Source organism: Streptomyces sp. SPB074 (assembly GCF_000154905.1).
Taxonomy (GTDB): Bacteria; Actinomycetota; Actinomycetes; order Streptomycetales; family Streptomycetaceae; genus Streptomyces.
Map to the genome: position 1 here is coordinate 2893237 of NZ_GG770539.1, position 12597 is coordinate 2905833.

At 72.1% G+C, this 12597-nt stretch carries 13 protein-coding genes; 6 read left to right on the plus strand and 7 right to left on the minus strand.

The annotated features are described in order from the left end of the window. Positions 1-461 precede the first annotated feature (461 nt). The 3 genes from SSBG_RS11835 to SSBG_RS11845 all read right to left on the minus strand — a co-directional run bounded on the left by SSBG_RS11835 (position 462) and on the right by SSBG_RS11845 (position 2971). Positions 462-1448 carry an ABC transporter substrate-binding protein gene (locus SSBG_RS11835; protein WP_008746371.1) on the minus strand — a complete coding sequence of 329 codons (987 nt, stop codon included), beginning with the start codon at positions 1446-1448 and terminating at the stop codon, positions 462-464. Between the two features lie 87 nt (positions 1449-1535). Next, positions 1536-2243: an ABC transporter permease gene (locus SSBG_RS11840; protein WP_008746372.1), complete on the minus strand. Its 708-nt coding sequence runs from the start codon at positions 2241-2243 to the stop codon at positions 1536-1538. Further along, positions 2240-2971 carry an ABC transporter permease gene (locus SSBG_RS11845; protein WP_008746373.1) on the minus strand — a complete coding sequence of 244 codons (732 nt, stop codon included), beginning with the start codon at positions 2969-2971 and terminating at the stop codon, positions 2240-2242. The genes SSBG_RS11840 and SSBG_RS11845 overlap by 4 nt, the downstream gene beginning before the upstream one ends. Positions 2972-3289: 318 nt before the next feature. On the opposite strand from SSBG_RS11845, the gene SSBG_RS11850 reads away from it, so the two are divergent. The 6 genes from SSBG_RS11850 to SSBG_RS11875 all read left to right on the plus strand — a co-directional run bounded on the left by SSBG_RS11850 (position 3290) and on the right by SSBG_RS11875 (position 7848). Continuing rightward, positions 3290-4468, plus strand: a complete 1179-nt coding sequence (locus tag SSBG_RS11850) for an ABC transporter ATP-binding protein (RefSeq protein WP_008746374.1) — start codon at positions 3290-3292, stop codon at positions 4466-4468. 128 nt (positions 4469-4596) lie between these two features. Beyond that, positions 4597-5460: a dihydropteroate synthase gene (gene folP, locus SSBG_RS11855; protein WP_078491277.1), complete on the plus strand. Its 864-nt coding sequence runs from the start codon at positions 4597-4599 to the stop codon at positions 5458-5460. Then, entirely contained in the window at positions 5457-5969 is a 513-nt protein-coding gene (locus SSBG_RS11860) for a nuclear transport factor 2 family protein (RefSeq protein WP_008746376.1), read from the plus strand. The genes folP and SSBG_RS11860 overlap by 4 nt, the downstream gene beginning before the upstream one ends. A gap of 359 nt (positions 5970-6328) precedes the next feature. Further along, a complete protein-coding gene (folB, locus tag SSBG_RS11865; protein WP_037869536.1) occupies positions 6329-6688 on the plus strand; it encodes a dihydroneopterin aldolase in 360 nt (119 codons plus the stop codon). After that, on the plus strand, positions 6685-7293 hold the full coding sequence (gene folK, locus SSBG_RS11870; RefSeq protein ID WP_037869538.1) for a 2-amino-4-hydroxy-6-hydroxymethyldihydropteridine diphosphokinase: 609 nt from the start codon (positions 6685-6687) through the stop codon (positions 7291-7293). Before folB ends, folK begins: the two co-directional genes overlap by 4 nt. A 72-nt stretch (positions 7294-7365) precedes the next feature. Then, positions 7366-7848 carry a DUF3180 domain-containing protein gene (locus SSBG_RS11875; RefSeq protein ID WP_008746379.1) on the plus strand — a complete coding sequence of 161 codons (483 nt, stop codon included), beginning with the start codon at positions 7366-7368 and terminating at the stop codon, positions 7846-7848. Positions 7849-7925: 77 nt separating this feature from the next. Here the strand turns inward: SSBG_RS11875 and folE are convergent, their stop codons facing one another. The 4 genes from folE to tilS all read right to left on the minus strand — a co-directional run. Beyond that, positions 7926-8531 (minus strand): GTP cyclohydrolase I FolE, encoded by a 606-nt coding sequence (folE, locus tag SSBG_RS11880; protein WP_008746380.1) that lies wholly within the window; start codon positions 8529-8531, stop codon positions 7926-7928. 170 nt (positions 8532-8701) lie between these two features. Further along, a complete protein-coding gene (gene ftsH, locus SSBG_RS11885; protein ID WP_008746381.1) occupies positions 8702-10759 on the minus strand; it encodes an ATP-dependent zinc metalloprotease FtsH in 2058 nt (685 codons plus the stop codon). Positions 10760-11012: 253 nt separating this feature from the next. Beyond that, a complete protein-coding gene (hpt, locus tag SSBG_RS11890; RefSeq protein ID WP_037869540.1) occupies positions 11013-11573 on the minus strand; it encodes a hypoxanthine phosphoribosyltransferase in 561 nt (186 codons plus the stop codon). A gap of 54 nt (positions 11574-11627) precedes the next feature. Beyond that, positions 11628-12597, minus strand: a 970-nt coding sequence (gene tilS / locus SSBG_RS11895; RefSeq protein WP_037869542.1) for a tRNA lysidine(34) synthetase TilS, incomplete at its 5' end; no start/stop codon positions are given.

Genomic DNA, 12597 nt, shown 5'->3' on the forward strand with positions numbered 1-12597 from the left:
AAAAAAAAAAAAAAAAAAAAAAAAGAACTTACACACTTTAAAAATTTTATCATCCCGCCTCTGAAAATAATCAAAAAACCTAACAGAAAAATCAAATGAACTCGACAATCGTGATCCCACCGGAACCACAAACGTACCCTGCGGTTGTCCCAGTAACGACTTCTTTAGAGAAAGACCGTCGAACCGGCGACGAAGTTCGGGGGGGCCACGGGGCGAGGCCGGGCGGAGCCCCCCGCGACGAGGTGCCCGTGGACCCCCCACGCCGCGCGGGCCGGGCGGACCCCACGCCACGCGGGCCGGACAGGTCCCGCCCTACGCCGTCGCGAGATCCCCCGCGCGCTCGTACGGAGCCCGCCTCCAACCGCCGCCCCCCACGCGCGGCCCGCGCGCGGGCACCCGTGACGGCCCCGCCGAGGCCGCCACGCCTCCGACCGGCGCCCGCGTGCCCGCGGAATTCCCGCTCAGCCCTTCACGAGCCCCTTCTCCTTGAGGTAATCCGCGGCGACGTCCTTCTCCTTCTGGCGTTCCGCGTCGACCTTGCGGTTGAGTTCCACGAGATCGTCCGTCGTGAGGGTCTGGTTGAGCTTGTCGAGCGCACTGGCTATCGCGGAGTCACCCGCGTCCTTGGCGTTGACGACGGGGAGGATGTTGTCGGCGTTCTGGAGCTTCTTGTCGTCGTCCAGCACGACGAGCCCGAAGCTCTCCAGCGTGGCGTCGGTCGTGGTGGTGAGGGCGAGCTGGTCCTTGCCGTCCTTCACGGCCTGCTTGGACTGCGGCGTTCCGACCCCCTTGGGGTCGATTCCGGCCACGTTGATGCCGTACGTCTTCTTGAGGCCCGGCGCGCAGAAGGAGCGCGTCGCGCACTCGTCGCCCGCCGCGATGGTGACCTTCTCCTTCGACTTGCCGAGGTCGGAGAGCGTCTTGAGCTTGTGCTCGGCGGCGTAGTCCTTGGTGACGACGAAGGCGTTCTGGTCGACGGCCTTGCCCGCGTCGAGGACCTTGAGGCCCTGCGGCTCGGCCAGCTCGCGCAGCGCGGCGACGGTCGCCTCGACGTCGCTGGAGGCGACGGCCTTGGCGTTCTCGCCGTTCTTGTCGTGGTTGAGCCACTCGGCGAAGGTGGCGGCGTACTCGGGCACGACGTCGATCGAGCCCTTGCGCAGCTCGGGCTCGTAGACCTCCCGGTTCTGCACGGTCTTGACCGAGGTGCTGTACCCGGCGTCCTTGAGGACCCCCGCGTAGAGCTCGGCGAGGACCTTCGCCTCGGTGAAGCGGGCCGCGCCGATGACGAGCGAGCCCTTCTTGTCCCCGCCGTCGTCCTTCTTGCTCGCGGAGGTGTCCTTGCCGTTGTCCTCCAGGCTGTCGCCGCCGCAGGCGGTGAGCCCCGCCGCGAGTGCGGCGGTGGCGAGCACCGCTCCGGCCAGCCGCGCGCGGCGCGTGTTGCTGCTCATGTCGGGGTCTCCGTTCATCGGTTCACAGGGGGGGAAGTCGTGGCGCGAGGTGTTCGCGGGCGCGCGGGGCGGGCGCGCGGGAATCGCTCAGGCGGTGGCGGGCTCCGTGCCGCGTCCCGTGCCCTTGGCGCCGCGGTGGCGCATCGGGTCGGCCCAGCGGCCGAGGAGGACGAGGAGCCCTTCGACGAGCAGCGCGAGGAGGGCGACGAGGAGGGCGCCCGCGACGACCTGGGAGGTGTTCTGGAGGTTGAAGCCGGCGGTGATGACGCGGCCGAGGCCGCCGCCGCCGGGGATCGCGGCGAGGGTCGCCGTGGCGACGGTCTGCACGGCGGCGCTGCGTATCCCGGTCATGAGGAGCGGGAAGGCGAGGGGCAGTTCGACGCGGAGGAAGACCTGCCCGCCGCTCATGCCCATGCCGCGCGCGGCCTCCACGACGGCGCGGTCCGCCTCGCGCATCCCGATGTAGGCGTTGGTGAGGACGGGCGGTATCGCGAAGAGGACGAGCGCGATGAGCGTCGGTGTCTCGCCGTGCTGCCGCAGCGGGGTGAGCGAGAGCAGCGCGAGCAGGGCGAGGGTGGGGATGGCGCGGCCCACGTTGGAGATGTTGACGGCGAGCGCGCCGCCCTTGCCGAGGTGGCCGAGCCAGAGGGCGACGGGCAGGGCGATGAGGCAGGCCACGAGCAGGCTCAGCCCGGTGAAGGCGAGGTGTTCGAGCAGGCGGTGCTGGATACCGGCGTCGCCGCGCCAGTTCTTCGCGGCGCCGAGCCAGTCGAAGGCTCCGGTGAGCGCGTTCATATCGCCTCCGCGGGCGCCGGGTTCGAACGGGAAGCGGCGCGGCGCGCCTTGCGGGGCACGCGGCCCGCGCGGGTCCACGGGGTGAGGAGCCGCTGGAGGCCGAGGAGCAGGAGGTCGGCGGCCACGGCGAGGACGACGCACAGCACGGAGGCGGCGAGGACCTGCGCCTTGAAGGTCGTGTCGAGGCCGTCGAGGATGAGGGAGCCGAGGCCCCCGTAGTCGACGATCGCGCCGACGGTGGTGAGCGCGACGGTCGAGACCGTCGCGATGCGGACCCCGCCGAGCACGGCGGGCAGCGCGAGCGGCAGTTCGACCTCCCACAGCAGGCGCCAGGACCCGTACCCCATGCCGCGCGCGGCCTCGCGGGCCTCCTCCGGGACGGCTTCGAGCCCGGCGAGGATGTTCCGCACGAGGATCGTCAGCGAGTACAGGACGAGCCCGGTCACGACGAGCGCGGGGGAGAGCCCGAAGACGGGCAGGAGCAGCGAGAACATCGCGAGCGAGGGGATCGTGTAGAGGATCGTGGTGAGGCCCAGGACCGGGCCGGCGAACGCCTTGTAGCGCCGGGCGAGGAGGGCGAGGGGCAGTGCGACGGCGAGGCCGATCGCGACCGAGACGACGGTGATCAGCACGTGCCGCACCGTCGCGTCCGTCAGTTCATGGCTGCGGGTTCGCAGGTACTCCCCGCAGATCCACTCGTTCGTGACCAAACAGTTCTGTCCGCTCATGCGCGAGCCCACCTCCTCCGGTCCTCCGTCGCCCCCGGACCTCCCGAGAACAGCCGTCCGACTACCCGCCGGCGCGCACGCCAACCCCACCGCGTCCGTACCGTGACCGAGCCGTGGGCGGGCCGCCGCCACCGGGCCCGGACGTCCCCGTCCGCGCCGCGCCCGCCGCACCGCCCGCCCCACGCGTTCGCACAGGTGGTCGATCTGCCGCGACCCTAACCCGCGGCACCGACAATCCTCCGAACTCTTCGTCGCCCCGTCGCATTCCGGCAACAAGGGGCAACACTGGAGACATACGACCGACCACAATGGGGACCCATGATCCGGTTCGAGCACGTCAGCAAGCGTTACGAGGACGGCACCACCGCCGTCGACGACCTGTCCTTCGAGGTCGCGGCCGGTGAACTCGTCACCCTCGTCGGCCCCTCGGGGTGCGGGAAGACCACGACGATGAAGATGGTCAACCGGCTCATCGAGCCGACGGCCGGGCGCATACACCTGGATGGAGAGGACATATCCGGCATCGATCCGGTCGAACTGCGCCGCCGGATCGGCTACGTCATCCAGCAAGTGGGCCTTTTCCCGCACAAATCGGTCCTCGACAACACGGCGACCGTGCCGCACCTGCTCGGCTGGAAGAAGGCGAAGGCGCGCGCCCGCGCCGCCGAACTCCTCGACCTCGTCGGTCTCGACCCCTCCGTCTACGGCGACCGCTACCCCGAGCAGCTCTCCGGCGGCCAGCGCCAGCGCGTCGGCGTGGCCCGCGCCCTCGCCGCCGATCCGCCCGTCCTCCTCATGGACGAGCCGTTCGGCGCGGTGGACCCGGTCGTCCGCGAACGCCTCCAGTCCGAGTTCCTGCGTCTCCAGGCCGCCGTCCACAAGACGGTCCTCTTCGTGACGCACGACATAGAGGAGGCGGTCCGGCTCGGCGACCGCATGGCCGTCTACGGGGCGGGCCGCATCGAGCAGTTCGACACACCGAGCACGGTCCTCGGCGGCCCGGCGACCGAGTACGTCGCGGACTTCGTCGGCGCGGACCGCGGCCTCAAGCGCCTCTCGGTCACCCCGATCGAGCCCGGCGACCTCGAACAGCCGCCCGTGGTGGGGCTCGGCGACCCGCTCGCCGAGGTCTCCGCGCGGCTGCGCGCCGAGGACGCCCGCTGGGCCGTCGTCCTGGACGGCGCGGGCGCGCTGCGCGGCTGGATCGGCGGCCCGGAGAACGAGGCGGAGGCGGCGGCGCGGACCGGCACCGTCGCGGACCGGGTCCGGCGCATGGAGGCGTGGCTGCCCGTCGGGGCGACGCTCAAGCAGGCGTTCGCGACGATGCTCCAGCACGACGCGGGCTGGATCGCCGTGACCGACCCGGACGACGGCGACCGCTTCCTCGGCGTCCTCACCCCGGCCCGCCTCCACGAGGCCCTGCGCCGCTCGACGGCGGCCGACGCCCGGGACGTGGCCAGGGCGGAAATCGCGCTGGAGACGGTCAGCTCGGTCTGAGCCGCGGCGGCCCCCGCCCCGTCCACCCCCGCACCCCCGCCCACGCCCGCTGACCAGCGTCGCGGGCGCGCGGACCCGCGCGTCCGCGCGCCCGCTTCCGGGCCCGTGCAGCGCCTACCCTGGGCGGCATGAGTACCTTGCGAGGGCGCGGTCGCGTCGAGGGTCTGCCCGAGTGGGACCGGTGCGCGGTCATGGGGGTCGTCAACGTGACGCCCGATTCCTTCTCGGACGGGGGACGCTGGTTCGACACCGGCGCCGCGGTGAAGCACGGTCTCGAACTCGTCGCGCAGGGCGCCGACCTGGTCGATGTCGGCGGCGAGTCGACGCGTCCGGGGGCCCTCCGGGTGGACGAGGAGGAGGAACTGCGCCGGGTCGTGCCCGTGATCCGGGCGCTCGCCGCCGAGGGCGTCACGCTGTCGGTGGACACGATGCGCGCGCGGGTCGCCGAGGCCGCGCTGGACGCGGGGGCGCACCTCGTCAACGACGTGAGCGGCGGCCTCGCCGACCCGGCGATGGTCCCGATGGTCGCCGCGACGGGCGCCCCGTTCGTCGTGATGCACTGGCGGGGTTTCAGCGAGGGCATGAACGCCCGCGCCGTCTACGCGGACGTCGTCGGCGAGGTGGTGGAGGAGCTGGAACGGCGCGTGGCGGCGGTGGTCGGGGCGGGGGTCGCGCCCGAGCGCGTCCTGCTCGATCCGGGGCTCGGCTTCGCGAAGACGACGGAGCACGACCTCGCCCTCCTCGGGCACCTCGACCGGCTCCACGCGCTCGGCCGCCCGCTCCTGGTGGCCGCGTCCCGCAAGCGGTTCCTCGGCCGCGTCCTGGCGGGCGGCGCCGCGGCGACGCCGCCCCCCGCGCGCGAGCGGGACGCGGCGACGGCCGCGGTCACGGCGCTCTCGGCGGCGGGCGGCGCCTGGGGCGTGCGCGTGCACGAGGTACGGGCGAGCGCCGACGCGGTACGCGTGGCGCGCGCGGTCGAGGCCGCCCGGTGAGCGCCCGTACGGCGGCCGAGGAGGTCGAGCAGGCGAACGCCGCCTACTACGCGGCGATGGAGGCGGGCGACTTCGACGCGCTCGCCGGACTGTGGCTGGACACGACGGACGACGTCAACGACGGCGACGGCTCCGACATCGCGTGCGTGCACCCGGGGTGGCCGGTGCTCAGCGGGCGCGGCGAGGTGCTGCGCAGTTACGCGGTGATCATGGCGAACACCGAGTACATCCAGTTCTTCCTGACCGATGTGGCCGTCAGGGTGCACGGCCAGACGGCGCTGCTGACCTGCACCGAGAACATCCTCTCGGGCGCCCCGGCCCCCGAGGACGAGGAGGGTCCGGGCCCGCTGCTCGGCCAGCTCGTCGTGGCGACGAACCTCTTCCGCCGCACGGCCGCGGGCTGGCGCCTGTGGTCGCACCACGCCTCGCCCGTCCTGACCAGGGACGACGACGAGGAGGACGGTCCCGACGAGGAGTCCCGGGGGCCGGAAGACGCGACGCCGGCCTGAACCGTAGCGCGACGCGGCATCCGCGTGCTCCGGGCGAAAAATCCGCTCACTCGGAAGAGCGAGCGGATTTTTGACTTGTGCGGAGTTATCCACAGATCGCGGGGAGTGGTCGGGCGGGGGGCCGAATCGCTGAAAGACTTGTTGCAGGGGTGCCCCCTGGGAGGGCGGGGGCTGCGCGCACACGGCTGCGTCCCCCACACCCCCCGTCCCCCCACACCCCCCTTCCACGTCCCCCGTCCCCCCGCGCGGGTAGATTCGAATACGCCAGAAGCATTCGAACGCGGCCCCGCCGTGCCGGACGGTGCCGCTCGCGCCGACCCGGCAGGCCCAGGGGGACCGCCGACCGCTGGAGTGAGTACGTGGACCGAGTCGCGCTGCGCGGCCTGCGCGCCCGGGGGCACCACGGTGTCTTCCCCGAGGAACGCGAGCAGGGCCAGACCTTCGTGATCGACCTGAGCCTCGGCCTGGACACCCGCCCCGCCGCGAGCGGGGACGACCTGGAACGGACCGTGCACTACGGAGTGGTCGCCGAGGAGGTCGTCGCCGTCGTGGAGGGCGAACCGGTCGACCTCATCGAAACCCTCGCCGAGCGCATCGCGCGGACCTGCCTGCGGCACACGGCCGTGCGCGAGGTGGAGGTCGTCGTCCACAAACCCCAAGCACCCATCACGGTCCCCTTCGACGACGTGACCGTCACCATCACCCGGAGCCGAGCATGACCGCACGCGACCAGTCCCCCGGGGACCCCACCGTCCAGCCGGTGCCCGCATCGGTCGTCGCCCAGGTGGACGCCGCCGACACCACGCTCTCCAACCCGCACCGCGCCGTCATCGCCCTCGGCTCGAACCTCGGGAACCGCCTGGAGACCCTCCAGGGCGCGATCGACGCCCTGGAGGACACCCCCGGCCTGCGCGTCAAGGCCGTCTCGCCCGTCTACGAGACCGAGCCCTGGGGCGTCGAGCCGGGCAGCCAGCCCACCTACTTCAACGCCGTCGTCTCCCTGCGCACCACGCTGCCGCCCTCCTCGCTCCTGGAACGCGCGCACGCCATCGAGGAGGCGTTCCACCGCGAGCGCGCCGAGCGCTGGGGGCCGCGCACCCTGGACGTGGACATCGTCACGTACGCGGACATCGCCTCGGACGACCCCGTGCTCACCCTCCCGCACCCCCGCGCCCACGAACGCGCCTTCGTCCTCGCGCCCTGGGCCGACATCGAGCCGGAGGCGAGCCTGCCCGGCCGCGGCACGGTCGGTGAGCTGCGCGCGGCGGTGGGCGACGAGGGCGTCGTCCGGCGGCACGATCTGGAACTGATCGTCCCCGAATAGCCGTTAGGGTCGGAGAGGGGCGCTCGCGGAAGGGCCACGCGCCCCGTGGGCGTACGAAGGGACGACAGTCAGGTGCAGAAGCTCCGCCTCCGGGTGCTCGCCGGGATCTTCCTCGTGGCCGGGGTGCTCGCCTGGGCCGGGGCCAGGCTCTGGGACGCCTACGGGCAACTGCCCTCCGTGCCCGTCGCCGCGCCCGTCGTCTTCTTCGCGCTCGCCGCGCTGCTCCTGGCCACCGCCCTGTCCATGCGCTCCCGGCTGCGCGCCCAGCGCGAGCGCAGGCCGGAGGCCGAGGGCGTCAACCCGCTCCAGGCCGCGCGCGCCGTCGTCCTCGGCCAGGCCAGCGCCCTCGTCGCGGCCGTCGTCGCCGGGCTCTACGGCGGTACGGGCGTCTTCCTCCTCACCCGTCTCGACATCCCCGCCCGCCGCGACCAGGCGGTGTACGCCGCGCTCACGGTCCTCGCGGGCGCGGCCGTCGTCGCCGTCGCCTTCTTCCTGGAGCACGTCTGCAAGCTCCCCGAGGACCACGACGACGACACCCCGCACCCGGCGGGCTGAGAAGCCTCGCGGGTACGGGGTACGGGTGACCGGAGCAGGGGTGGCACGGCGCGGGGCGCACCGCCGGGCCGGCGGGTTCAGCGCGCCATGATCAGGCTCATCGCCTCGGCCCGCGTCGCCGGGTCGCGGAGCTGGCCCCGTACCGCCGACGTGAGCGTCTTGGCGCCGGGCTTGCGCACCCCGCGCATGGACATGCACAGGTGCTCGCACTCCACGACGACGATGACGCCGCGCGGCTCCAGTATCCGCATGAGCGCTTCGGCGACCTGCGTGGTGAGCCGTTCCTGCACCTGGGGGCGGCGGGCGTAGACGTCCACGAGGCGGGCGAGCTTGGAGAGACCGGTGATCTTGCCGTCGGCGGCGGGGATGTAGCCGACGTGGGCGACACCGGCGAAGGGCACGAGGTGGTGTTCGCAGGTGCTCTGCACCTCGATGTCCTTCACCAGGACCATCTCGTCGTGCCCGAGGTCGAAGGTCGTGGTCAGCACGTCCTCCGGCTGCAGCCACAGCCCGGCGAAGATCTCCTTGTAGGCGCGCGCGACCCGGCCGGGCGTCTCGCGCAGCCCCTCGCGGTCGGGGTCCTCGCCCACGGCGAGGAGGAGTTCGCGGACGGCGTTCTCGGCCCGCTTCTCGTCGAAGACACCGATCGTGCCCTCGCCGTCCAGGGTCACCGGGTCGGTCATGTCTGCCTCGTTCCGTTGCCGTGCCGCCGCCCGGGGCCGCTGCCCGGACCTGGGGATACGGGAAAACCCGCCCCCTCCAGGCTAAAACCTGGAGGGGGCGGGCTTCATTCCGGGCCCGGCCCGCGCCACGCGTGCGGCCCCGGGCCGTCCGCCCGGGGCGCGCCGCGCGCTCAGCTCTCGCCGCGGTCCTCCGGGGAGGACTCCGGCTCGGCCTGCGGTGCCTTGTCGACGGAGACCTGGCTCGGCTGGGTGCCGTTGGCGCCCGTGGCGCCGTGGGCGCCGTGGGCGCCGTGCGTGAGCTGGAGTTCCTTCGGCGAAAGCACCGGCGGCCTGGTGGACGGCGTCCGGCGGGACGATCCGGTCCAGGCCGGGCGCGCCGGGCGGCGCACGATCGGCGCGAAGATCTCGGCGATCTCCTCCTTGCCCAGCGTCTCCTTCTCCAGGAGCGCGAGGACCAGGTTGTCCAGGACGTCCCGGTTCTCGACCAGGATCTCCCACGCCTCGTTGTGCGCGGTCTCGATGAGCTTCTTGACCTCTTCGTCGACGAGCGCGGCGACCTCTTCCGAGTAGTCGCGCTGGTGCCCCATCTCGCGGCCCAGGAAGGGCTCCGAGTTGTCGCCGCCGAACTTGATCGCACCGAGCCGCTCGGTCATCCCGTACTGGGTGACCATGGCGCGGGCGGTCCCGGTCGCCTTCTCGATGTCGTTCGCCGCGCCGGTCGTCGGGTCGTGGAAGACGAGTTCCTCCGCGGCCCGGCCGCCCAGCATGTAGGCGAGCTGGTCGAGCATCTCGTTGCGCGTGGTCGAGTACTTGTCCTCGTCCGGGAGCACCATGGTGTACCCCAGGGCGCGGCCCCGGGACAGGATGGTGATCTTGTGCACGGGGTCGGAGTTCGGGGAGGCCGCCGCGACCAGGGCGTGTCCGCCCTCGTGGTACGCGGTGATCTTCTTCTCCTTGTCCGACATGATGCGGGTGCGCTTCTGGGGGCCCGCGACGACGCGGTCGATGGCCTCGTCGAGCATGCTGTTGTCGATGAGCTTCTTGTCGCTGCGCGCGGTGAGGAGCGCGGCCTCGTTGAGCACGTTGGCGAGGTCGGCGCCGGTGAAGCCCGGGGTGCGCCGGGCGACGGCCGCGAGGTCGACGCCGGGGGCGACGGGCTTGCCCTGCACGTGCACCTTGAGGATCTCCAGGCGGCCCTGCATGTCGGGGCGGTCGACGGCGATCTGCCGGTCGAAGCGGCCCGGGCGCAGGAGCGCCGGGTCGAGGATGTCGGGCCGGTTCGTGGCGGCGATGAGGATCACGCCGCCCTTGACGTCGAAGCCGTCCATCTCGACGAGGAGCTGGTTGAGCGTCTGCTCGCGCTCGTCGTGACCGCCGCCGAGGCCCGCGCCGCGGTGCCGGCCGACGGCGTCGATCTCGTCCACGAAGACGATGGCCGGGGCGTTCGCCTTGGCCTGCTCGAAGAGGTCGCGCACCCGGGAGGCACCGACACCGACGAACATCTCCACGAAGTCGGAGCCGGAGATCGAGTAGAACGGCACCCCGGCCTCACCCGCCACCGCGCGGGCGAGGAGGGTCTTGCCGGTGCCGGGGGGCCCGTAGAGCAGGACGCCCTTGGGGATCTTGGCGCCGACGGCCTGGAACTTCGCCGGTTCCTGGAGAAACTCCTTGATCTCCTGGAGTTCCTCGACGGCCTCGTCGGAGCCCGCGACGTCCGAGAAGGTCGTCTTCGGGGTGTCCTTCGTCAGGAGCTTCGCCTTGGACTTCCCGAACTGCATGACGCGGGAACCGCCGCCCTGCATCTGGTTCATGAGGAACAGGAAGATGAGGACGATGACGATGATCGGCAGCAACGAGAAGAGGATGCTGAGGAACGGGCTCTGCTTCGACGGCTGGACGGTGTAGCCGTCGGGGATCTTGTTGTCCTGGAACTTCTGCTGGAGCGTGTCGGCGAGATCGGCGCCCTGGGTGCCGATGTAGCTCGCCTGGATCTTGCTGCTCCCCTTGACCTTCTGGTCCTTCTTCAGCTCGACCTTGATGATCTGGTCATCGCCGGTGCTGAGCTTGACCGCCTTCGCCTTGTCCTGGTCGATCGCCTTGACGACCTGACCGGTGTCCACCGTCTTGTAGCCGCCGGAATTACCGACGAACTGCATCAACACGACCACGGCGAGGACGGCCAGCACGATCCACATGACCGGCCCACGGAAGTATCGCTTCACGTCCATCCACACGGAGCGGGATGCGCCCCGTCCCTCCTGCCATAGTGAGTGAGATAAAGACTGCTCTTCGGACGGTACCCCAGCATTGTCACCCGAAGACGCAGGGGAGTGCTGGCGAACCTGGTTACGCCTCGTCCAACGCGGGAGAGGGCGTACGGGTTCCCGGGGCGGCGCGCGGAGTGTGACGCGCCCCCGGCCGGGCGCCGCCGCGCGGCACCCGGTGGCCCGTACGGGCGGCGGCGCCGGCCCCCGGCGGGGGTCAGCCGCCGTAGACGTGCGGTGCGAGGGTGCCGACGAAGGGCAGGTTGCGGTACTTCTCGCCGTAGTCGAGCCCGTAGCCGACGACGAACTCGCTGGGGATGTCGAAGCCCGTCCACTTCACGTCGATCGCGACCTTCGCGGCGTCCGGCTTGCGCAGCAGGGTGCACACCTCCAGGGACGCGGGCTCGCGGGAGCCGAGGTTGGTGAGCAGCCACGACAGGGTGAGCCCGGAGTCGATGATGTCCTCGACGATCAGGACGTGACGGCCCTTGATGTCGGTGTCGAGGTCCTTGAGGATGCGCACCACGCCGGAGGACTGGGTGCCCGCCCCGTAGGACGAGACGGCCATCCAGTCCATCGTGACCGGTGTGGACAGGGCGCGGGCGAGGTCGGCCATGACCATCACCGCGCCCTTGAGGACTCCGACCAGAAGGAGGTCCTTGCCCGCGTACTCCGCGTCGATCTTGGCGGCCAGCTCGGCGAGCTTCGCGTCGATCTCTTCCTTCGTGAGGAGGACCGACTGGAGGTCGGAGCCCATGTCTTTCGCGTCCACGCGCATCACTTTCGTCTGTCGAACCGGGGGCGGCGGCGCGCCCGCCCGTGGGCGCGCGCCTCAGCCTTGCCGGATGACCAGTCTGCCACCTAGCCGCCTGGCCTCGACCTTCCCGGGGAGGTTGAGGGCCCGCTGCCCGCGCCAGGCGGTGATGAGCCGGTCCACCTCCTCGATGTGCGCGGCGAAGAGCGCTCCGCCGGGGGCGCCCGCGCCGAGGAGGGCGGCGCGCAGGACGCGGCGGCGGACGGCGGCGGGCAGGGCGTAGAGGCCGGCGCAGTCGAGTGCGCCGTCCTCGTCGCGGACGGTCCCGGCGGCGCGCGCGGCCCAGGCGTCGAGTGCGTCGGCGTCGTCGCGGGAGAGCTGGGCCGTACGGGCGAGGGCTTCGACGACGCCCTTGCCGAGGGACTTCTCCAGGGCGGGCAGGCCCTCGTGGCGCAGCCGGGAGCGGGTGTAGGCGGGGTCGGTGTTGTGCGGGTCGTCCCACACGGGCAGCGACTGGACCATGCACGCCTTGCGGGCGGTCTGCCGGTCGATGCGCAGGAAGGGGCGGCGGTAGCGTCCGCCGGGCCCGGAGATCTCGGCCATGCCGGACAGGGAGCGGGTGCCGGAGCCGCGGGCGAGGCCGAGGAGGACGGTCTCGGCCTGGTCGTCTCGGGTGTGGCCGAGGAGGATCGCGGCGGCGCCGTGCTCCTCGGCGACGGCGTCGAGTGCCGCGTACCTGGCCTCGCGCGCGGCGGCCTCGGGTCCTCCGGCGCGGCCGACGTCGACGGCGACGGCCTCGACGGGGGCCAGGCGCAGGGCGGTGAGCCGGGCGGCGACCTCGGCGGCGCGGCGGCCGGAGCCTTCCTGGAGGCGGTGGTCGACGGTGACGCCCCCGGCGCGGACGCCGAGGCGGGGGGCCTCGAAGGCGAGCGCGGAGGCGAGGGCCATGGAGTCGGCGCCGCCGGAGCAGGCGACGAGGACGAGGGGGGCCCCAGGGTCGGGGGCGGGGAAGGGGCGGCGCGAGCGGAGGATGCGCGCGGCCCAGTCG

Bases quoted from the DNA above. Each gene is read 5' to 3' on its own strand.
- SSBG_RS11835 (WP_008746371.1), bottom strand. From the start codon at position 1,448: ATGAGCAGCAACACGCGCCGCGCGCGGCTGGCCGGAGCGGTGCTCGCC.
- SSBG_RS11840 (WP_008746372.1), bottom strand. From the start codon at position 2,243: ATGAACGCGCTCACCGGAGCCTTCGACTGGCTCGGCGCCGCGAAGAAC.
- SSBG_RS11845 (WP_008746373.1), bottom strand. From the start codon at position 2,971: ATGAGCGGACAGAACTGTTTGGTCACGAACGAGTGGATCTGCGGGGAG.
- SSBG_RS11850 (WP_008746374.1), top strand. From the start codon at position 3,290: ATGATCCGGTTCGAGCACGTCAGCAAGCGTTACGAGGACGGCACCACC.
- folP (WP_078491277.1), top strand. From the start codon at position 4,597: ATGAGTACCTTGCGAGGGCGCGGTCGCGTCGAGGGTCTGCCCGAGTGG.
- folK (WP_037869538.1), top strand. From the start codon at position 6,685: ATGACCGCACGCGACCAGTCCCCCGGGGACCCCACCGTCCAGCCGGTG.
- folE (WP_008746380.1), bottom strand. From the start codon at position 8,531: ATGACCGACCCGGTGACCCTGGACGGCGAGGGCACGATCGGTGTCTTC.
- ftsH (WP_008746381.1), bottom strand. From the start codon at position 10,759: ATGGACGTGAAGCGATACTTCCGTGGGCCGGTCATGTGGATCGTGCTG.
- hpt (WP_037869540.1), bottom strand. From the start codon at position 11,573: ATGCGCGTGGACGCGAAAGACATGGGCTCCGACCTCCAGTCGGTCCTC.